Below are 20361 nucleotides of genomic sequence, written 5' to 3' on the forward strand. Positions count from 1 at the left end.
GCCGTCTCAGAATTGAATCGTTGCTGTCACCGTGTCCGTGTAGACGCCGGGGGCCGGTGTCGATTGCGACGGCACGCGCGCGTAGATCGGAATGAACTGAACGAGGCCGGTGCCGATGCCGGTCAGTGGCGACGTGCCCGATGAGCCATCCCCCCAGATCGTGGCGTAACCACTGTCCAAGTAGAGTTGATAGGCGACGTTGGCGCCGGTCTCGCCAGCCATCAGGCGCGACGTGACCGTGCCCAGCAGCCCGCCGGACAGGCTGACGCGATATGCGTCGTTTTGCGTGCATTGCACCATAAGCTGGCCCGCACCGGTCACCGGGCGGTCGAGCGCCGTTTGCGTGGCGAACGTGATGTTTGTCGCGGCGATCGTGCAGTTGTTGATGACGCTCACGTTCACAGTGAACGGCGTGCCCGGCACGGCGGTCATGGCGCTGCCGCAGTCCGGGACGGGCGACAGCGGGCCGTAGGGCGCATAGTGCAGGCTCGTGTCGGCCGACGTGAATGTCCGCGTGTAGACCGTGTTGCCGTTGCCGGACGTGGGCACCGTGGTCTGCGCCGCTGCGATTCTCCCGTAGACATTGACGTTCTGTGTCACCGTCCCGCCCAGAAGGTTGCGGGTCATCGTGAACGCGATCGCCTGACTCGGACCGCTTCCCCATGGGGTGGCGAATGAGGGATCGACATAGAGACCGAAATTGATGGTATCGCCCGCGTTCGTCAGCGCAAGGGGCTGACTCGCATTCAGCGCGAGACACACCTTGACGTTGGCGCTGCCGCCGAGCAACGGCCACGTGCACGAAATGGGCACCGTGCCCGTTGCCGAGAGCGCGGCGCCGGAGATCGGACTGAAGGCCGCGAACGCGAGCGTCGGTGCCCCCACCGAACAAGTCTGCGCCTGCGCGTACGCGCACAGGAATGCGACACCGGCGGCCGCGATCGGGCGCCGCCGCGTCGGCAGGGTCCCGGTGGGAGGGGTCATGACGGATCCTCCTGTCCCCAGCGGACGGGGACGGGGCCAAAGGGCGCCGGGCGCTCGTTGGCGAGCGTGCCGAATGCGACGCAGGCCAGCGGACCGATGCGGGCGATGCGGCCTTCGGCGGGCGCGGCCCATTCGAACGAGACGCGGCAGCGCTGCCCAGCGTCTCGGGACTCCAGGGTGTTGCTCGGCGCAAGGGCATCGACAAAGACTTCCCCGTCATAGCCGACCACCGTCGCGACGCCGCTCTGCACATGGCGCACCGCCGTCCCGGGGCGCAGCGGCTGGCCCGTGGCGCCTGTGAGGGTGACAAGCGCCGCACGATAGCGCCGCACCGGGAAACGCACCAGCACGCCGCTTCCCGCCTGAGGCGCAATGCGGCGCTCGGTCGTCAGCACTTCCATATCGACCGGTAGCTGCATGGGGTCGATGCCGATGCGCGCGGCTTCGAAGCCATTCAGATCCGGCACGAAATAGTAGCCGCGCGAATCGGTGCGGCCGATGGGCACCGATTCGCGCAGCACCGGCACGTCGACCTGTCGATCGGCGCTCACGAGGGCGAACGCATCGTAGGTGCGCCGTGTCGCGTGCACGCTGTTGTCCATGACGACCAGCGCGCCGGTCATGCCGAGGGCGGTGCCGGTACGTCGTCCCACCTGTTGCGCGAGGGCGGAGATCTGGCCGTGTCGCCCGAGATACTGCAATTCGCCTTGCACGGTGCGTTGCGAGAAGGCGCGTCCGCCAATGACCTGCCAACCCCAGCCACCACTGTAGTCCGGGGCACGGCTGGCACCCACCGATACCTGCGTCTGCCCGTCCTGCTGGTTGAACGACACGCTACCCAGCGCGCCGCCGCCGAGCAACACGCTCAGCATGGCAAACACCCCATGGACGCGGTGGCGAGCGAAGTCGCGAAATCCGCCGACGGAGAACATGCCGCGCGTGCCCGCCGGCAGTGCGAGGCTGGCCGACAGCACGCGGGTGGCCGGCTGGCCCGGCACGCGCTGTGAAAACCAGGCAAGCGAGGCCGTGCGGCTGCGTCCGAACGGCACGGACACACTCACGCGGTCGCTGGCGCGTGGCGCGGGCGCACCGTCGAGCGACGCGATATCGCGATAACGTCCGGTGGTCCGGATCATTTGCACGTCGACGCCGATCCGTCGCGATAGGTATTGGTATCCCGCGCTCCACTGTGTGCCGGTGCCCCGGCCGCCCGAGATCGCGGCCGACGCGCTGACGACGCCCATCTGGCCGAGCGCCATCAGGGCGCCTGCGCCGCCCAGCGCGAGTCGGCGGCCGGCTTGTGCCTGCGCTTCCACCGTGACGGCGTCGGTCGCACCATAGCGCGCGGTCACCGACGCCACAGGGTGGCGTCGATACGAGAATGAGCGCACGCCGTAATCGTCGCGCGGCAGGCCCGCTTCCACTGAAAAGCTCGACAAGCCGCTGGCCAGCCGCCGAGGGTCGATGTAGAGCGGGACGGTGGTGACCCGCTCGCGTCCGAGCGCGTCGCGTGTCACGACACTCGCCTGCAGGTCGCCGGTCAGACCGGGGGCATCCTGAATGACGAACGGTCCGGGCGGTACGTGTCCGCTCATGCGGCGTACACCATCGAGATAGACGTCGACCGACGACGGCACCACGGCGCTGCCGTGCAGCGTCGGTATCGGGAAGGTGACGAGGTCCGGACGCAGGCTGAAGTTGCGCCGCCATTGCAGGCCGGCAATGCGCAGCGAGCGCGTCCACGCGAGCGAGCCGGTGATGAGATCACCCGCCACCCAGGTCGTCAATCGGGCGGGGTCGTCGTGCTGCCACCATGTGTCGTAGCGCCGATAGCCGTGGCGCCAGGCGGAGTGCTCCGCCAGCCCTGTCTGACGCACGGTGCCGCCGGGCCAGAAGCCGCGAACTTCGCTCCAGACGGACGCCCGCGTGAACCGGTCCCGCTGCACATACCCGTCGTAATTGATCAGCACGCCCGTGCCGGACGTCGCGGCCATGAAGACTGGGGGCGCACGGCCTAACGCATAGGGCGTGAGCCACGCGTCGCCGACTTGCAGGGCGAGCGTCTGGTGTGCGGCGTCGTACGTCGCACGCACGCCGTCGAGCGAATCGAGCGCGACGTCGGTCGCGTCGCGTGGTGGCCGTTGGGGCGAGGTCAAGCCGAGCAGGCGCAGATCGCCTGCTCGCACGAACCATCGCCCCTTCCGACGCAAAAACGGCGCGATCCGGCCGGTCGACTCGCCATTGACGATGACCTCCAGCACATAAGTTCCGTCAAGGCGGGACACGCTGCCGGCGCGCTGCGCAGACGGCGTGGCCGTGTCAGACACCGCGGCATTGTCGAACCGCGCGGTGCCTGCGGCGTCCGGTGCAGAGGTTGCGGCTGGTCCATCCTCCGACACCGTCGCAGCAGCGGCAGCGTGCGCATCGCCGGCCTCGCCGAAGGCGGCCGCGCCGAGCGCCATCGACGTGGCGAGCGCCGTAGCCACCGCTCCGGACGTGGCGCCGCTCCAACCCTGCGCCCCGGGAGTTCGCGAGTGACAGACCCGGGGAGTCGAGAGGGTAGCGGCACGGCCCCGGCGGACACGCTTAGCGCTCGCCATCCGACGCGGTGCCCGCGGCAAAGCGCATCGGTACGGCGTCGACGCGCGACTCGACCGTGAACGGCGCAACTGGCGGGGCGCCAGCGGGCCAACGCACGGCGAAGCGGCGCGTCTGCCCCGCGAGGACATAACCGAGCAGGCCGCGCGTCAACTGGACGCTGCGCCCGGAGGCGTCCAGCACGCGCGTGGCGCCAAGTTGCGCATGCCGTTCGCCATCGTTGTGCACCTCCAGTTCGCCTTGGGTGATGCGCACATCGAAGCGCAACGACGGCGCCCGCGCATCGCTTGCCTGCACGAACACCGGCAAGGAGTAACGCAGGCGGATCGAGATGCCCTCGACCGGCGTGGCACCGGTGGAGGGCAGTTCGTCGACGAGTAGCCGGTAGCTCTGCTCTTGCGGCTCGGCGACCTGCGCCATGCGCACGAGCCGCACGATCTGCCGCTCGCCGGGTTCGATGCGCAGGATCGGCGGGCTGGCGACGAGCGCGTCGCTCGGGGTGAGCACGTTGTCGCCATGGCGCTGCGTCCACGCAAACAGCCGGAGCTGACCGTGAATCGGCACGTCGCCGGAGTTGCCCAGCGTCAGCGTGGTGGCCGGCTGCGTGGGCAGGAAATTGACGATGACCGGCGAGACTTGCAGCGTGGCGCCGTTGCCGTCGGTCACGTACAGCGTCAACAGCGCGACGAACGCGCCGCCGCAAGCGTAGGCCGTTGGGCGGCGAACGGCGGGGCGCATGGGGCTTCTTGGGCGCATGATCGATCCCGTTTCTCAGAAGTACACCGTGGCGGTGACCGTCGACGAATAGACGTCCGGGGCCGGCATCGTGGCCGAGAGCGTCGCTTGTCCGTAGACCGTATGCACCTTCACCGCGCCGGTGCCCGAATCGCTCAACGTATTCGCCCCCTGCGTGTTGCCCCACGGCGTCGCGTAGCCGGCGTCCTGATAGAGGCCGAACGGAATGGTGGTGGTATTGCCGGAGAGGGTGCCCGCCAGCAGACGATCCGCCTCCGTCGAGTTCGGCACCGTACCGGCATTCAGCCCGATGTTGTACCCCGTCGTCGCCGTGCAGGTCACGCTCAGCGACGACGTACTTGCCACCGGTCCGGTCGCGGATCCCTGCACCGCGTTGAACGTCATCGGTGTGGCGGCAATGGTACAGCCAGGGAGAATCGTCAATTGCACTCGCATTTGCGCCGTCGCCGACCCGTTGGTATAGACGGCGGCGCGTGCCGGCGCGCCGTGCGCCAGCAGGTAGACGATTCCGGAAAGGGCCAGGCACAGTAGAGATCGATGCATCGTCATTCTCCTTTGGAGTCCTATGGGAGGTTGCTGAAGTGAGACTCGGGAACTACGCAAATCGCGTCTGTTCTAACGTCCTTCGCGGCCGCTTTTTACGTAGTCTATGAAGGTATTTGCCTGATTTCGGCGTTGACGAAAGGCTTTCGGAATCATCCCATCTTCACGGCGGGACGCCGCACGTCACGTATCGACCGAATACGCGCAAAGCGCATGTATCAGCATGACGCAGTGCGCACGGCGCTGTCCCCGTCGACATCGTCTGGGGAACGCAATGGCGCAAGTTTCATCCCATGGATGAGCGGTTGCCTCGTTGCTGGCGGCGTTGGCAAGGCGAAATTCCCGCGGAGGCGAGTGCTGGCGCGACGAGAAAATGGCGGCGCGATGATGTCAATCAAAGCGCGTGAGGATGGCACTCGACGACGCGCATATTTCACTTGATCTCGAAAGTAAGCAGTCTCTAGAATGACTTGGTGCTATGCATCGGACATACTTTGCGCCAACGGTGTGATATAGGCCATCGCGCTGCGGCCCCTGTGCCTGTAGGTGTCGTCGGTGATGGCAGGCTTCACGTTGCGGGGCGTCACGCACGGCGCGTCGCAATCCCGCTCGGACATCGGCTGACGTGGTCACGCCGAGGTGCCGAGTCTTGCGCGGTTCCCTTCGTCCGCATGGGGTGGTCTGCGACGCCCCGATGCCGACGCCTTCCCCGGCAGCCCGCGGGCTGCCAGACGTCAGGAGTGTGAAATGGCTCTGAATCATACGCGTAACACCCTCGGTGAAAAGATTCGTATCGAATCGGTCAACCTGCTGAATCGCGGACTGGTCAACGGCATCGACGTCCAGCGGCAGGCCAAGCAAGCGCACTGGAACGTGCACGGTCCGGGCTTCATCGAGCTGCACTTGCTGTTCGACGACGTCTACAACGCGGCCCTCGAATGGGCCGACCTGTGTGCGGAACGCCTGGTTGCCCTTGGCGGTGTGGCCGACGGTCGCGTGAAGTCCGTTGCCGAGAAGACCGAACTGCCGGTCTACAAGAACGAATTCAAACGCGGTCTCGATCACGCGGCCGCGCTGGCCGAAGCGCTCGCGGCCTACGGCGAGATCATTCGCGGCCTGATCGACGCCTCGGCAGAGATCGGCGACGCCACGACGTCGGACGTCTTCACGGAAATCTCGCGTGGCGTGGACGACCATCTCTGGAAGGTCGAAGCGCACCTGCGGGGCGACTAATGGCGATGACGACGGGCGCCCTTGCGGGAGCCCGGTCGCAGCCCCGCTAGACCGCCTGCCCGCGAAGCGACAACGAACGCGCGCCCCGGCCATGCCCGGTGCGCGCGTTCGCATGCGTTCCTCTCGATCCACCCGGAGTTTCCATGACCACGCGTAATCTGAGCCAGATGTTCGCGCCGAAGTCGGTTGCCGTGATTGGTGCGTCGCTGCGCGAGCGGCGAGTGGGCACGACGGTGCTGAAAAACGTCATCGACGGCGGCTTCAGGGGCGAGATCTATCCGGTCAACCCGAAGTATTCGACGCTCGCGAATCTCAAGTGCTATCGCGACATCGGCGAATTGCCGCACGCCCCCGATCTGGCGGTGATCTGTACGCCGCCGGCGACGGTGCCCGACTTGATTCGTGAGCTCGGCGATCGCGGCACGCGTGCCGTCGTGGTGCTGACCTCGGGGCTTGCCCGCGAACGCGATCGCCACGGCGTGACACTACAGGAGCGCATGCTCAAGCACGCGAAGCCGCATGTGCTGCGCATCCTTGGACCGAATTGCATTGGGCTGCTCAGTCCCGGTATCGGGCTGAACGCCAGCTTCTCTCATATGGGGGCGCGCGAGGGCAAGCTCGCCTTCGTGTCGCAATCGGGCGCGCTCACCACGGCGGTGCTCGACTGGGCCGATGCGCGCGAGATCGGCTTCTCGCATTTCGTCTCGCTGGGCGACAGTGCCGATGTGGACTTCGGTGACATGCTCGACTATCTGGCGAGCGATCCCGGCACGGACGCCATCCTGATGTACATGGAATCGATTCGGCACGCGCGCAAGTTCATGTCCGCCGCACGTGCCGCGGCCCGCAACAAGCCGGTGGTCGTCATCAAGTCGGGGCGGGTGCCAGAAGGCGCGCAAGCCGCAGCGTCGCATACAGGGGCACTGGCGGGCTCGGACGATGTCTACGACGCAGCGATCCGGCGGGCGGGCATGTTGCGCGTCGACACGACCGACGACCTGTTTGCGGCGGTGGAGACGCTGGCACGGCTGCGCCCGTTCTACGGAGACAAGCTGTCGATCATGACCAACGGCGGTGGCGCCGGGGTGATGGCCACCGACGCCCTCGTGCTCGATGGCGGCAAGCTGGCACATCTGACCGACAAGACGCGCGCCGCCCTCGACGCCGTGCTGCCGACAACGCTCGGCCGTGTGAACCCGGTGGACATCGGCGGCGATGCCGATCTGGCGCGCTATACGGCCACCTTGGAAGCGTTGTGCGAAGATCCCGACACGGCGGCCGTGCTGTTTATTCAAGCGCCCACGGCGGTCATGCCGAGCCTGGACGTGGCGAACGGCCTTGCCGCGCTGCCGAAGCCGTCGAAGAACGTGTTCACGTGCTGGCTGGGCGGTGAGACGGCCGAGCGTGCGCGGCGCATTTGCCGCGAAGCCGGATGGCCGACATACGACACGCCCGAGAACGCCGCCCGCGCGTTTCTGGAAGCCGTCAACTATCGTCGCAACCAGTCGCTGCTGATGGAAACGCCGCCGTCGATCCCGCCCGGTTTCGCGCCCGACGTGGCCCGCGTGCGCGCAATGGTCGAGCGCGCCATGGGCGAGGGCCGGGCATTGCTCACCGAGCCCGAAGCGAAGGGCGTGTTGGCCGCGTACGGCATTCCGGTCGTGGAGACGCTCGTCGCCACGACCCCCGAGCAAGCGGGCGAACTGGCGCAAGGGATCGGTTTCCCGGTCGCGGTCAAACTGATTTCGCCGGACATCACGCACAAGTCGGACGTTGGCGGCGTGGTGCTCAATATCGAATCGGCCGAGCAGGCACGCGAGGCGGCGTGCCAGGTTCGCAAGCGTGCGCTCGCGGCCAAGCCGGAGGCGCGCGTAACGGGCTATTCCGTGCAACGCATGGCCAACGGCGCGGAGGCGTTCGAATTGATCGTCGGGGTGGCGACGGACAACGTGTTCGGTCCGGTACTGCTCTTCGGGCAGGGCGGCACGGCGGTGGAAGTGATCGCCGATCGTACGATCGGTCTGCCGCCGCTCAACCTCAATCTCGCGCGCGACATGGTGGCGCGCGCGCGCGTGGCGAAGCTGCTCGCCGGCTATCGCAACCGACCGGCTGCCGATCACGAAGCCATCTACCTCACGCTCGTGAAGCTCTCGCAACTGGTGTGCGACGTGCCCGAGATCGCGGAGCTCGACATCAATCCGTTGTTCGCCGACGCGCACGGCGTGCTCGCGCTCGACGCACGTATCGTGGTGCGGCCGCCTGCCTTGCCGGGCCACGGGCGCCTGGCGATCCGTCCCTATCCGCAGGAACTGGAGTCTACCGTGGATGCGGGAGGCAGGCCGGTGCGGGTGCGTCCGATCCGGCCGGAGGACGAGCCGGCCTATAAAGCATTCTTCCACACGCTCACGCCACAGGACGTGCAGTTCCGTTACTTCGGCCTGATCAAGGAACTGTCGCATTCGCAGATGGCACGTGTGACGCAGATCGACTACGACCGTGCGATGACGTTCGTCGCCACGGAAAAGGACGAAGCGGGCAACGCGTGTCTGCTCGGCGTGGTGCAGGCGCTCGCCGATCCGGACAACACGGTGGCCGAGTTCTCCGTGACAGTGAGCCCTCAGGCGCAAGGGCGCGGCCTCGGGCGGGCGCTCATGGAGCATATCGTCGACTACAGCCGCAAGCGCGGCACCGGGGAACTGATCGGCTATGTGCTCACGGCAAATACGCGTATGCTGACCCTCGCCCGTCATCTCGGCTTTGTCGAGGACAAGGAGATGGAAGCGGGCGTCCTTCATATCCGGCTGCCGCTGCAACGCACGGCGCAGGCGCAGGACACCCGCGGGGCGTGACGGTCGAGGCCGGCCCGCTCACGGTGTCCCGGGCTCGCGCCGGGGGCAGGGCGGTCGCCTAGACCAGGAAGACGAATGCTAGTGAATTGCGTGGCCTATGAGGATGGCCGCAAGATTGCCGATCTGCATCCCGATGAAATCTCGGACTATCTACAGCGCCCGCACTGCTTCGTGTGGGTGGCGCTCAAGGACCCCGGGCCCGGCGAATTGTCGCAGATGCAACATGAGTTCGGTCTGCACGACCTGGCCGTCGAAGACGCGCAGCACGGTCACCAGCGACCCAAGATCGAGCAGTACGGCGACTCGCTGTTCGCCGTGCTGCACGTGCTGAACAAGGATGCCGACGGGGATTTTTCGACGGGCGAGGTGGCGATTTTCGCTGGGCACAACTACGTGCTGTCGGTGCGCTCGAACGCCACGCAGGGGCTCGGCATCGTGCGGGCCCGCGCGGAGAAGGAGCCGAATCTGCTGCGTCAGGGCTCGATCTTCGTGCTCTACGCGCTCATGGATGCCATCGTCGATAGCTACTTCCCGGTACTCAACGAACTCGAGGCACAGCTCGAAGCGATCGAGGAGCAGATCTTCACGCCGAATGCCCCCGCGAAGGGACGCGCGATCATCGAAGACCTGTATCAACTCAAGCGCCGGCTCATTACACTGCAGCACGCTTGCGTGCCGCTGATGGAGGCGGTCAGCAAGCTGTTCGGGGCGATGGCGCCCAAGCTCTGTGGCGGCATGCAAGAGTATTTTCGCGACGTCTTCGACCATCTTCAGCGCATCACGAAGAATATCGATCTGCTGCGCGAAATGGTCACGACCGCGCTGTCGGTCAATCTCGGCATGATCTCGCTGTCTGAGAACGAGACAACCAAGCGCTTGGGTTCATTTGCGGCGCTCTTCGCCGTGCCCACGATGATCGCGGGAATCTACGGCATGAACTTCGCCGATATCCCCGAACTGAAGTTCCAGTACGGCTACCCCCTGTGCATTGCCGTGATGATCGCCATCGATGCGCTGCTGTTCGTCAAGTTCCGCAAGGCCGGCTGGCTGTGACGACGGGGCCGCGAGCGGGCGCCGATATGAGCGTTTCCTGTACGTCCCCATGCACGGCGTCTATGTCAGACGCATGTTGCGATGTCCCCTTCGGCAGCCCTGTTGCCCGGTGGCAACGCGCCTCGTGGATGCCGCATTTTCTGCCGTGACCGGCGTGGAATATTTGCTCTAGAATGCGTGAACGCCGCGTCAGACGGTTGCCAAGGGTTGAGAACAACAAGAAACGCCAGGCAAATAGGGGTCAGATATTGAACGCACCACTCTCGGGGATCCGCGTCATCGAATTCAGTCGTGGCGCGGCCGCTGCTTACTGCGGCTTGTTGCTGGCCGACATGGGCGCAGACGTTATCTTGGTCGACGATCCGGTCGACGACAATGCCAACGACAACTCGAGTCCGCTCGGCGCATCGGCCCAGGTCGGCCTGCGGCGCAACAAGCGCTCCGTCGCACTCGATTTGCTCACGCTCGACGGCCGCAACCTTGCCCATTCGCTGGTGCGCGGCGCGGACGTTGTCGTCGAATGTTTGCCACCGGGAACGCTCGCGCGCGCCGGGCTCGGTTACGACGCGTTGTCGGCCGTACAGCCGCACCTGGTCTACGTGTCGATCTCCGCGTTTGGTCAGGATGGCCCGCGCGCGGCGCCGCAGCCCGGCGTGCCAGCGCTCGACGCGTTGCGAGGCATGCTGGGGGCGTCGCCGGGGGGGCTGGAGCCGCCCCGCGACTTGCCGGTCGCCGATCTGGCCGCGGGACTCTATGCCGCGTTCTCCGTGTCTTCGGCGCTGGTCGCTGCCAAACAGCAAGGCCGCGGTGTTCACATCGACGTGCCGATGCTCGGCACAACGCTTGCCATCGCGTCACTTCACGCGGGTGAGCAGGGCGCGCTAGCCGCGCAGCGCGCCGGGTTGGTGCCCGGGGAGGCGTCGGCCGCCGCCTCCGATGTTGCGCAGGGTACGGAGCGGCATCGATACGGCGGGACGGTGGCCGCCACACGAAGCAAGTTTTCGCCGCTGGCAATTGACGACGAGGAGGCCGCGCGCTTCGGTGGGCCGTCGGCACCGTGGCCCACGTTTCGGGCCAGAGATGGCTATTTCGGCATGGATCTCGATGGACAAGCGCATTGGCAGGCGATTTGCGCGCTGATGCATCGCGTCGATCTGCTCGACGATTCGCGTTTCGTCAACGCGCGCGAGCGAGCGCGCCATCAAGCTGCGCTGCGCGACGTGCTGGAAACCGTGTTTGTGCAGGAGGATCGCAGTGAGTGGCTCGCCCGGCTGGTTGCCGTGGGCGTGCCATGTACGGAGATCAGCACCTATTCGCGTGTTCTGGCCGATCCGCAGGTGGCCCATATGGGCTGGGTGCGGCCGGTGGTGTTGCCCAGCGGCGAGACGACTCACACCATCGTTTCGCCCGTCCGGCTTAATGGCCAGCGCCCGGTCACGTATCAGGATCCGCCTGCGCCAGGGGCCCATACGTGCGATATCCTCGCCGAACTCGATGCCGCGGATGGGCCTTCGACCCGGCGCGATGAACCGCCACAAGGCGGGTAACCTTTCCATCGTTGTTTGCGGCTTGCCGCTTCCCGGTACGGCGACGTCTGAATGACGTTGCCTGCTTTGCCCTGCCTGCTTGACGCATCAGGCCTCGCGATTCCCCCACCGATTGGGACTTTTCCGTTGTTTGTAGACTCTATATAATCCATGGTCATAAGCATATGACTAATAGTGATTTGGGCCGCCAAGTCGCTTTCCGCTGGATTCCTTGCCATGTCCCTAGAATTTTTGAGTGCTTCCCCGATGGCTGCTTTGCTCGGGGCCGCGGTCGGCCTCGTGCTGGGTTTGACCGGTGCGGGAGGCGGCATTTTTGCTGTGCCGGCGCTGGTCTTCGGGCTGGGGTGGGGCGTGCCGCAGGCCGGCCCGGTGGCCCTGCTCGCCGTAGGCGCAAGTGCCGCCGTGGGGAGCGCCCATGGACTGCGTGTCGGCCTCGTGCGCTATCGCGCGGCAATGCTGATGGCCGGGATCGGGGTCGCCGTGGCGCCGCTTGGCACGTGGATGGCTCACCGACTGCCGGAACGTTGGCTCGTTGGACTCTTCGCCATCGCAATGATGGTCGTGGCGGTGCGCATGTATCGCGCGTCGCGCGCCGGGACAGCGGGCACCGATAAAGGCACCGATCTGGCGGCGTCGGCCGGTGCCGCGCCGCAACCGCCATGCCGAATGAATCCAGAGACGGGACGGTTGCACTGGACGCGGCGCGTCGCCGCCACGCTCGGCCTCATCGGCGCGGTGTCGGGCTTCGCGTCGGGACTGCTGGGCGTGGGGGGCGGATTCGTGATCGTCCCCGCGTTGCGGCGTTTCACCGACATCACGGTACACGGCGTCGTGGCGACGTCGCTTTTCGTCATCGCGTTGATTTCCGCGGGCACCGTGGCCAACGCCTGGTGGAACGGCATGCATCCGGGCCCCCAAGGGTGGATGTTCGTGGTTGGCGGCATCGTCGGCATGCTGCTCGGGCGCGCCCTGACACCGCACATCGCGGCGTCCAGACTGCAGCAAATCTTCTCGGCACTGATGGCCGCGGTCGCCCTGGGCATGTTCGCCAAAGCCTTCGGCGTCTGACATGCCGCAGCGGCGGTTGTGCCATCGCGCGGCACACGCAGATCCTTCAAAAATCGCTACGCCTTGCGAGTGACTCACGACGTCACTTGCATTCTCGTACCCGCTGCGTACCCATCGTGGTTGACATCCCGGGAATGCATGGAATGAATCTTTCCGTCGCCCGGTTGTCCACTGAGACGTGGTGCTTGCATGACGGGTACGTAATCCGAGTTGTTCCCGCATGGAGGCGCCGCATATTGCGTGCGCTGCGCGCCTCGCATTCGGTAATCCGCCTAATTTGGACTAGGATGTTTCCCATAAGGAGATCCAAAATGGCTGGATTTTGTAGATTTATCCTATATTTCTGCTGGTCGCAAATCAGCGCGTGACGTTGAAGTGTCACGCGGTATGTCGATTGGCTTTGCATCGATGACCACGACATACGTTGACGCTTCGGCGTCCTCCTCGTTCCGCTGTTCGAGTGCCAAGCGAGTCATGGGCCACCTCACTTTTGCTACGCTGACACGCCTGAGCGGCGCCCTTCTGATGACGTGGCTCGCGGGATGCAGTGAATACCAGGCATCGACACCGGGTGTGTCGGCGGCGGGGCAGGCGTCGGAACGCGTCGGCACGCCGCCGTCGGTGGCAGCGCAACTGGCTGCGGCCCCGCGTGCGGTTGAAACGCGGATGCGGCCGGTCGCCGCCGCCGTGGCGATGAGTGCCACGCCGAAGGTCGGTCAGGTGGTGAGCGGGACGTATCGATGGATGGCCGATTGGCCTGAGACCCACAGCGTGCATCAATGGGAAGCGGCGTCGGGACCGACGCGTATTCGCGTTGTCGCACGAGCACGCGAGATGATGCCGTCGGCGGGTTTGCGCGGCGTGCGCCTTCGCTATTGCGTCAAGCCTGTCATGGGCACTGGCGCAGCGCGCTTGACGGGCCACAAGACGTGCTCTGGCTGGACGACGGTCGAGGGTGCGGGCGCCGCCGGCGTTGCCGGATAGCGATGACGTTTCCGGCGCACCGGGCCGGAGGTGGCGATGCGCCGCCGGGTCGCGGCCTGCCGGCGTCCACAGTAGTAACGCGGTTACGCCTTCGTGACCACCGAGTGTGTTGGCTCGACCCACATTCCTCTTTTGGGAAGCCATGACGCGTAGACACGGCGAAGGATCGCGCGCGCCCACGGCTGACTTCTTTTAAAAGGATTCTGCAAAATGATGGTAAAAATTCTGATCGCGGATGATCATCCGATCATCGCCTCGACACTGCGTGAAATGCTGTCCCCGGATCCGGGTTTCCACGTGCTGCCGCCCGTCACCAACTCGACCGAGCTCTTCAAGGCACTGGAGACGAATTCGGTCGACGTGCTGATTACCGACTACTGCATGCCCGGCGGCACCTTTGGCGACGGCCTGGTCATGATCAATCGTGTGCGTCGCAAGTATCCGGACGTCAAGATCATCGTGTTCACCTCGATCGAACAACCGGCCATCATCCACGCGCTCGACAGTTGCGGCGTGCTGGGCGTGATGACCAAGTCCGACGATCTGCGCGAAATCACGGTGTGTGTGGAGCGTTGCCGACGTGGCATGAGCTATCGGGGGGGGCGCGCCGAGCAGATTCTCGAAGAGCAGATGCGCCGCAAGCCGACCGCTCGCCGTCCGCTTTCCCCGAAGGAAATGGAAGTGCTGCGCATGTACCTGGACGGTCTGAACGTGTCGCAGATTGCCGATGCCCTCAAGCGTTCGGCCAAGACGATCAACAATCAGAAACGCATGGCGATGAGCAAGTTGGGCTGCCGTACCGATATGGAGCTGTTCAAGCTGCACGTCTCGAGCCCGGTTCAGTTTTCGCGTCACGGCGAAGTCGAAATGCCGAGCGCCGTCTGAGTTTGACTCGACATACGACATTGGCGTCCGCGTCCGATGCGACGATGACGCGTGACATCGCGATTGCAGGCCGCCTGCTTCGTATCGGTGGCTTGCTGGCCCTGCTTTTTGGTTTGTCGGTCTGGGTCGCTGTGGTGTCCTACGCGTTGTTCGGCATGGTCTGGCAAGGGGGGCAGAAGACGGCGACGTTCTTCGCGACCGTGGGCCACGAGATCCGCGACGTCGAAATTTTCAACGAGCAGGCCAGTACGATGGCGCAAGCCGCACTGGCGAGCAACGTTCGTCCGGGCGGTGTTACACAATCACTCACCGATCGGATTCTGGGCCCGCTGCTTACCATGCCGGTCGGCACGGCGAAGCGCGTTGCCGGCGTGGGGTTCGATGGCGACTTCCAGATTGTCAAGCTGGCGGAGATCCCGGCTGAGCGAGCGCAGCGATTGGCGCGCCTCACCCTCCGGTTGATGATTCTCGATGCCAACTTCTGGAGTGCGCTGGGTGGGCAGGACGAAACCTTCATCATCTCGGCGGACGGCGCGTTTGCCGCTCGCCGTACGTCGTTCGACCTGCAGCCCGTCAGCGCGACGGATCTCGCGCGTGACACCAACGCGACGCTCGCCGAGATCAACAAGGTCGAGCGTTATGCCGCGCGTCGTCCCACGAGCAACGACGGTCCGTTCTGGACCTACAACTACAAAAATGCACTTTCCGGTTTGACGGCGGTCTCGAGCTTCGTGCCAATTCGCGATCTCGACGGTCATCTGATGGCCTACGTCGGCACCACCATGGCGCCCGACAGCATTGTGCCGCCGCGGCTGCGAACGCTGGAGCACACGGGCGAAGCCCTCCAATTGGTGTCGGCGGACGGGTTCGTGGTGGCAAGCGCCGGCGCGTCGCTCTCGTCGTTGGGACATTTGCGTACGCTCGCCACGTTGCCGCTCTTTGGTGACGCGCAAATGGCGGTGCGTTACGACGGCGAGCGTCTGGTCTTCGAGCGTCATCCGGCGTCGTCGCCGTGGTTCGTCCGGTATACCGTTCGTCCGATAGATTTACTGCAGCAAAATGCCACGCTGTTGATCGGCGCCACGTTGCTGTTGTGTCTCTATGCGGCCGCCGTGTACGCCGGGATGCGCTACATGCGCCAACGCATGATCGAGCCGGCGCGTCGACGTACGACGGCCCTGCTCGAACGAGACGCCTTCACGCAAACCCTGATCGAGACGGCCCCCGTCGGCATGGCGATCATCGATCCCTTCGAGCCCAGTGTGGTGATGAGCAATCCTGCGTATGCGGGCACCGTCGACTTGCTTCGAAATCTGGGCGATGGCGAGTTGAGGCGCATGTACCGCCAACTGCACAGCGGTGTGGTGGCGCGTCCGGTGCGGCGTTTGCTGAGCGCGATCGACGACGCCGGCGAGCGTCACTACGCCGTGAGCTTCGTCGATACTGTCTTTCGTGAACAGTCGGTGCTCATCGCCACACTGTCCGACGTGACAGAGCAACGCCGCTTCGAACTGGAGCAACGCAAGGCGCGGCTTGCCGCCGAGAGCGCCAATCGCGCCAAGGATGTCTTCCTGACGACCGTTAGCCACGAAATGCGTACGCCGTTGTATGGCACGCTCGCGTCGCTTGAACTGTTGAGCGCGCAGCGTCTGGGCGAAGATCATCGGTATTACGTCGATGTGATGGAAAGCTCGACGCGCAATCTGCTCGATCTCATCAACGATCTGCTGGACTATTCTCGGATTCAGGTCGGTCGCTTCGAACTGAATGGCCGCGATGGCTTGTTGCTCAAGGAGCTCGAAGCCATCGGCTTGTCGTTCACGGGACGTGCGCGGTTGCAGGGACTCACGCTGGACTGGATGATCGACCCGCAGCTCTCGCGTGCCGTGCATACCGATGCGCTGCGACTCGGACAGGTCGTGACAAATCTTGTCGGCAATGCCATCAAGTTCACCGAGAAAGGGTACGTCGCCTTCAGCGCCATGGTGACGCGCACTGACCCTCAGGGCTGTGACGTGGCCTTCACGGTCAGCGACAGTGGCGTTGGCATTGCGCCTGCCGATCTGGCGGACTTGTTCCGGCCGTTCGGCAAGAGTACGTCGGAGCCGGGCATGCAGCACGGCACCGGCCTGGGGCTCGCGATCTCGCATCAGTTCGTGGGTATGCTCGGCGGCGTGCTGCAGGTCGACAGTCAGGAGGGCGAGGGCACGACAATGCGCTTCACGCTCCGTCTGCCCTGGGCGTCGGACAGCGAGATGTTGCCCGTCGTCGGGAGAGGCGAGACGTTTGCGTATGTGAGCGGACTCGCTCGCCGCCATGCGTATCTCGACGCATTGATTCGTCGGGCGGGTTACCTGCCGGTCAGATATGACGACGCGGTATCGTGGTCTTCGGGCAGTGGCCGCGTTCAGGACGCGGGCTTGCTCATGTTTGCCGACGAATGGCCGGTGCGCGGTATGGCGGGCTCGGAGGTGTATCTGCTGCGCTCGACGCCGGTCGATCGTCCGGCCGGCAGCGCCCCCGCGTGGCCGCGCGACATCGCGTTGTTCCAGCAGGCGGAGCTCTGGGATGCGCTCGGCCTCGTGTCGGCGCCCGGGCTTGCCGCGAGCGGTGACTTGCCGGGCGCCCCCGGCGCGCAGGCGCGTATCAAGCCGTTGGCCGGGTGGTACGTGCTTGTCGCGGACGATCATCCGATCAGCGGCATGTTGCTGTCCCGGCAGTTGGAAGGACTGGGCGCGATGGTCGATTGCTATCACGACCCGCGCGAGGCACTTGACGCGTTCGATGCGGAATCCCACATGCTGGTGATCACCGATGCCAACATGCCGCACCTCTCCGGGCATGCGTTGGCTACGCAGATCAAGGCGCGCGCGGCCCATGTGCCGGTGATCGTCGCGACGGCCGACGTCACAATGCGCACCGACCGCGACGAGACGTCCCCGTTCGACGCCATCGTCTACAAGCCGGTGGATGCGCGCTCGTTGTTGCGCGTGATTGAACGGATACGGGCGCGCTATCCCTCGCTGTGCGTGGACATCGCGCCGCTTCCAGCGTCATCGGACCTGATCGACAGCGGACCGACGCCGTCCTCCGACTCGACATCGGCGAAGGACTGGCGGCCACCGCTGTCCGACATGCTCGACACGTTCGTGAAGATTGCCGATCAGGACATCGCCAATTGCCGGGCAGCGTTGGTCGACCCATCGCGCGACACTCTCCGTCATTCCGCGCATCGTTTGCGGGGCGGTTTCATGGCATTCGGGCTGAGTTCGCTGGCATCGCTCGCGGCGCAGGTGGAGCATCTGGCGCCCCAGGCGTCCGTCGGACAGATGGAATCGGCGTTCGAAGTGCTCGACGCCGCGTGGAACGACTGGCTGCGTGCACAGGGACATGCCATTGCCAACGACGCCTGACGGCAGCGTCAGGCGCTCGTCGTCACGACTCGGCGAAGTGCTCCGAAATCAATTGGCGTAGCCACTGATTCCCGCCGTCCTGATGGTAGCGACGGTGCCAGAACACATTCGTTTGCAGCGCGGGCAGCCGGAGCGGCGGTTTGACGAAGCGCAGCCCGAACGGCGCGGCGGCACGCTCTGCAAACTTCTGCGGCACGGTGACCACGAGATCATTGACGCTCACGACGTACGGCACGGCGATGAAGTGGGGGACCCAGACATTCGCGTCGGCCCCGAAGCCGGCCTGCGCCAGCAGTTGATTCACGCGCGCATAAGGATTGTCGCCCGTGGCGACGAACAGATGGCGTGCGGCCTGGAATTCCGCCAGCCCTGCATGCGGCGTGTCGAGCGCGTGGCCGATGCGGAACAGGCTCACATACTGCTGACGGAACAACCGGCGCTGGAAAAATGGCCCGGTCAGATCGTCGAACGCGCCCACCGCGAGGTCGATGCGCCCCGACGCCATGGCGTCCTTCAGGTCGGGCAACGTCGTTCGGACGGTGCGCAGGTGTACCCCAGGCGCAAGCCGGGTGCATAGATCGACGAGCGTCGGCATGAAGTACACCTCCCCCACATCCGTCATTGCCAACGTAAACTCCCGCTGACTGCTCGCCGGATCGAACGCCTCCCGGTGATTGATGGCGCGCGAGATGCCGGCCAGGGCCACCGAGACAGGCTCGGCGAGCGCCTCGGCGAACGGCGTGGGTTGCATGCCCGCGCCGGTGCGTGTGAAGAGTTCATCGTCGAACGTCTGCCGCAGGCGGGCCAACCCGTTGCTGACTGCGGGTTGAGACAGCCCCAATTCGCGTGCGGCCTGAGAAATGCTCCGATGCGTGAGTACCGCCTGAAAGACGACCAACAGGTTCAAATCGACGTCGCGTAAGGAAATCATGAGGCGGCGATATTATTCGCGTTATGAATAGAGTGGATTCGTCTATTTATATCGCAAAATGTCATCGCTTGTCGGACAATATTTCCATTCGACATCAGGAGACGAGGCTACTTATGCGTCAAGCAGATCAAATACAGGGGGAGCTGGGCTACCTGTCCGGTTTTGGCAACGAGTTCGCGACCGAAGCATTGCCCGGTGCGCTGCCTGTCGGGCAGAACTCTCCGCAGCGTGCGCCGTACGGCCTGTATGCGGAACAGCTCTCGGGCACGGCGTTCACGGCACCGCGTGGTCATAACCGTCGCTCGTGGGTGTATCGCATTCGTCCTGCCGCGATGCACAAGCCGTTCACCGCCGTCGCGGCGTCGCGCTGGCTGAGCCGTTTCGACGACGTGCCGACGCCCCCGGACCAGTTGCGTTGGGACCCACTGCAGATGCCCGAGGCGCCGACCGATTTCGTCGACGGCATGGTGACGATGGCCGGCAACGGCAGCCCGGATGCCGGGCGCGGTTGCGGCATTCATCTGTACGCGGCGAACCGGTCGATGGACGGCCGCTTCTTCTACAACGCCGACGGCGAGTTGCTCGTCGTGCCGCAGGAAGGCCGTTTGCGGATTGCGACGGAATTCGGTGTGCTCGACGTGGCGCCCTACGAAATCGCCGTGCTGCCGCGTGGCGTGCGCTTCCGTGTGACGCTGCCCGATGGCCGCGCGCGCGGCTATGTATGCGAGAACTATGGCGCGTTGTTCCGTCTGCCGGATCTCGGTCCGATCGGCTCGAACGGCCTGGCGAATCCGCGCGACTTCCTCACGCCCGTGGCGGCCTATGAGGATGTCGAAGGCGACTTCGAGCTGGTGGCGAAGTTTGGCGGTGCGCTGTGGCGTGCCGACATCGGTCATTCGCCGCTTGACGTTGTGGCCTGGCATGGCAACTATGCGCCCTACAAGTACGATCTGCGTCACTTCAACACGATCGGATCGATCAGCTTCGACCACCCGGATCCGTCGATCTTCCTGGTGCTGCAATCGCAAAGCAATGCGCCGGGCGTTGACGACATCGACTTCGTGATCTTCCCGCCGCGCTGGCTGGCGATGGAAAACTCGTTCCGCCCGCCCTGGTTCCACCGCAATATCGCCAGTGAGTTCATGGGGCTGATCCAAGGCGTCTATGACGCCAAGGCCGAGGGATTCGTGCCGGGCGGCGCCAGTCTGCACAACTGCATGACGGGCCACGGCCCCGATGCGGACACGTTTGAAAAGGCCTCTGCCGCTGACACGAGCCAGCCGCACAAGGTCGACGCGACGATGGCGTTCATGTTCGAGACGCCGGCGATCATCCGCCCCACACGCTTCGCGCTGGAGACCAAGCAGCGGCAGGACAACTACTACACCTGCTGGCAAGGGTTGAAGAAGCACTTCAACCCGAACCAGAAGTAAGCGGCCTCGCGTCGCAACGTCGCCAACCCCTGACACGGCCGGCCGCACCCTTCGATGGTGCAGCGCCGGCCGATGCGCTGTCTC

Annotated in this window: 14 protein-coding genes; 9 read left to right on the plus strand and 5 right to left on the minus strand. The window is 65.1% G+C overall.

Translation table 11 applies throughout. The features are described 5' to 3' along the window. Positions 1-6: 6 nt before the first annotated feature. The 4 genes from PCE31106_RS08105 to PCE31106_RS08120 all read right to left on the minus strand — a co-directional run bounded on the left by PCE31106_RS08105 (position 7) and on the right by PCE31106_RS08120 (position 4881). Positions 7-984 (minus strand): Csu type fimbrial protein, encoded by a 978-nt coding sequence (locus tag PCE31106_RS08105; protein WP_174975036.1) that lies wholly within the window; start codon positions 982-984, stop codon positions 7-9. Beyond that, positions 981-3470, minus strand: a complete 2490-nt coding sequence (locus PCE31106_RS08110; protein ID WP_174975038.1) for a fimbria/pilus outer membrane usher protein — start codon at positions 3468-3470, stop codon at positions 981-983. Before PCE31106_RS08110 ends, PCE31106_RS08105 begins: the two co-directional genes overlap by 4 nt. 100 nt (positions 3471-3570) lie before the next feature. Further along, the gene (locus PCE31106_RS08115; protein WP_017232248.1) at positions 3571-4320 is read right to left on the minus strand and encodes a fimbrial biogenesis chaperone; all 750 of its coding nucleotides are present in this window, start codon (positions 4318-4320) and stop codon (positions 3571-3573) included. Positions 4321-4353: 33 nt separating this feature from the next. Next, positions 4354-4881 carry a Csu type fimbrial protein gene (locus PCE31106_RS08120; RefSeq protein ID WP_017232247.1) on the minus strand — a complete coding sequence of 176 codons (528 nt, stop codon included), beginning with the start codon at positions 4879-4881 and terminating at the stop codon, positions 4354-4356. A gap of 747 nt (positions 4882-5628) precedes the next feature. Here PCE31106_RS08120 and dps point away from each other — a divergent pair. From dps to PCE31106_RS08160, 8 genes are all read left to right on the plus strand, one after another. After that, entirely contained in the window at positions 5629-6114 is a 486-nt protein-coding gene (gene dps, locus PCE31106_RS08125) for a DNA starvation/stationary phase protection protein Dps (RefSeq protein WP_017232245.1), read from the plus strand. 143 nt (positions 6115-6257) lie between these two features. Beyond that, complete coding sequence (locus PCE31106_RS08130) at positions 6258-8963, plus strand: bifunctional acetate--CoA ligase family protein/GNAT family N-acetyltransferase (RefSeq protein WP_150562963.1); 2706 nt, start codon at positions 6258-6260, stop codon at positions 8961-8963. A 75-nt stretch (positions 8964-9038) separates the two neighbouring features. After that, positions 9039-10016: a magnesium/cobalt transporter CorA gene (gene corA / locus PCE31106_RS08135; protein WP_017232243.1), complete on the plus strand. Its 978-nt coding sequence runs from the start codon at positions 9039-9041 to the stop codon at positions 10014-10016. A 248-nt stretch (positions 10017-10264) separates the two neighbouring features. Then, complete coding sequence (locus PCE31106_RS08140) at positions 10265-11563, plus strand: CaiB/BaiF CoA transferase family protein (RefSeq protein ID WP_174975040.1); 1299 nt, start codon at positions 10265-10267, stop codon at positions 11561-11563. Between the two features lie 216 nt (positions 11564-11779). After that, positions 11780-12631: a sulfite exporter TauE/SafE family protein gene (locus PCE31106_RS08145; RefSeq protein ID WP_254440947.1), complete on the plus strand. Its 852-nt coding sequence runs from the start codon at positions 11780-11782 to the stop codon at positions 12629-12631. A 474-nt stretch (positions 12632-13105) separates the two neighbouring features. Continuing rightward, positions 13106-13615, plus strand: a complete 510-nt coding sequence (locus PCE31106_RS08150; RefSeq protein ID WP_150562965.1) for a hypothetical protein — start codon at positions 13106-13108, stop codon at positions 13613-13615. Positions 13616-13825: 210 nt separating this feature from the next. Continuing rightward, on the plus strand, positions 13826-14500 hold the full coding sequence (locus tag PCE31106_RS08155; protein WP_017232239.1) for a response regulator: 675 nt from the start codon (positions 13826-13828) through the stop codon (positions 14498-14500). A gap of 44 nt (positions 14501-14544) precedes the next feature. Then, a complete protein-coding gene (locus PCE31106_RS08160) occupies positions 14545-17913 on the plus strand; it encodes a hybrid sensor histidine kinase/response regulator (RefSeq protein ID WP_150562966.1) in 3369 nt (1122 codons plus the stop codon). Between the two features lie 22 nt (positions 17914-17935). On the opposite strand, the gene PCE31106_RS08165 is transcribed toward PCE31106_RS08160, so the two are convergent. Next, on the minus strand, positions 17936-18844 hold the full coding sequence (locus PCE31106_RS08165; RefSeq protein WP_017232237.1) for a LysR family transcriptional regulator: 909 nt from the start codon (positions 18842-18844) through the stop codon (positions 17936-17938). 113 nt (positions 18845-18957) lie between these two features. Between PCE31106_RS08165 and hmgA the strand changes: the two genes are divergently transcribed. After that, positions 18958-20277, plus strand: coding sequence for a homogentisate 1,2-dioxygenase (gene hmgA, locus PCE31106_RS08170; protein WP_017232236.1), 1320 nt, complete (start codon positions 18958-18960; stop codon positions 20275-20277). Positions 20278-20361 lie beyond the last annotated feature (84 nt).

It is taken from the genome of Pandoraea cepalis (assembly GCF_902459665.1).
GTDB lineage: Bacteria > Pseudomonadota > Gammaproteobacteria > Burkholderiales > Burkholderiaceae > Pandoraea > Pandoraea cepalis.